This is a genomic window from Streptomyces sp. NPDC002130, from assembly GCF_040296465.1.
Lineage (GTDB): Bacteria > Actinomycetota > Actinomycetes > Streptomycetales > Streptomycetaceae > Streptomyces.
Genome location: NZ_JBEOXI010000867.1, coordinates 1 through 1,390, shown reverse-complemented (window position 1 = coordinate 1,390; position 1,390 = coordinate 1). Strand labels below are relative to the sequence as shown.

The 1,390-nt window shown below is 60.7% G+C and carries 2 protein-coding genes; one reads left to right on the top strand and one right to left on the bottom strand.

From position 1 onward, the window contains the following. Positions 1 to 679: mechanosensitive ion channel family protein (locus ABT116_RS46460; RefSeq protein ID WP_351647271.1), on the bottom strand; the 679-nt coding region annotated here is incomplete at its 3' end. An 86-nt stretch (positions 680 to 765) separates the two neighbouring features. On the opposite strand from ABT116_RS46460, the gene ABT116_RS46455 reads away from it, so the two are divergent. Then, on the top strand, positions 766 to 1,390 hold a 625-nt coding region (locus ABT116_RS46455), incomplete at its 3' end, for a DUF2461 domain-containing protein (protein ID WP_351647269.1).

Sequence of the window (1,390 nt, the reverse complement as noted above, 5' to 3'; positions counted from 1 at the left end):
CCGGCTTGTCGATCATGTCCGCCCTGATCGGTTCGGACTCCGCCGCCTCGAGGACAGCTCGCGTTGCCACCTCACACGCTTTGTGCACGTTCGCGTTGTGGGCGATCGGGAGATCGAGAACTGCAGTGGCGTAACCCTGACTCATGTTGCCGACTCGCAGGATTTCGCCGTTGCGGCAGTACCACAAGGTGCCGTTGACATCTCGAATCGTGGTAACTCGCAGGCCCACGGTTTCGACGGTCCCGACTGCGTCGCCGAGATCGACGACGTCGCCGACACCGTACTGATCCTCGAGCAACATGAAGATGCCGGAGAGGAAGTCACGCACCAGGTTTTGTGCACCGAAACCGATGGCAAGACCGATGACTCCGGCGGATGCGATGAACGGCGCGACGTTGATCCCGAGAATGCCGAGGATCTGCAGCACACACCAGACGAGGATGACGATGGACACCGTCGACTTGAGTACCGAACCGATGGTCCGGGCTCTCTGCGATCTGCGCTCGTTCACCTTGGCATTCGGAGACTTACGGGGCTTCGACATTCGATCGATCCCGCGGTGCAGCGCGAAGCGCAGTACGACTGCGAGCGCCACGTAGATCGCGATCTCGACAGGTCGGTGTATCAGCCAGTCTCGGTTGGTGTCGGTCAGTTCCCATGCTTGTATTTCGGAAATCATCCCCATGCAGTCTACGGATTCCGGCCGATCCGGGCATCGGTGCAGGGCAGGCGGTCCAAAGCCGAACAGGCAGCTAGGCTTACGCCATGGCTGCGTTCACTGGCATACCCGTTGCTGCACTCGACTTCTACGAAGACCTGGAAGCCGACAACAGCAAAACCTGGTGGGCAGCGCACAAGGAGACGTACGACGAGGTGGTTCGTCGTCCGATGGCGTCGTTGACCGCGGCGTTGGAGGACGAATTCGGCGCGGCCAAGCTCTTTCGGCCATATCGAGACGTTCGATTCTCGAAGGACAAGATTCCGTACAAGACACATCAGGGCGCGTTCGTCGGTCTTGCCGAGAGCTGTGGCTACTACGTGCAGATCGACGCGGCAGGGTTGATGGTGGCCGGTGGTTTCTACGCCAGCAGTTCGGAGACTATCGCGCGTTATCGTGCGGCTGTCGACGACGACGTTCGAGGGCCGGAGCTCGAGAAGATCCTGGCCTCCGTCGAGAAGGCCGGATTCACCATCGGCGGCGACAAGCTCAAGACGGCGCCTCGCGGATACACGGTCGATCACCCGCGAATCGACTTGTTGCGACACAAGTCGCTCACTGCTGGTCGCAGTTACCCAAGCCCCTCGTGGCTGGACAGCGCCAGGACGTTGAAGGAAGTTCGCACAGCGTGGCGCGCATTGACGCCTCTGGTCGAATGGTCCGGACAGGTGC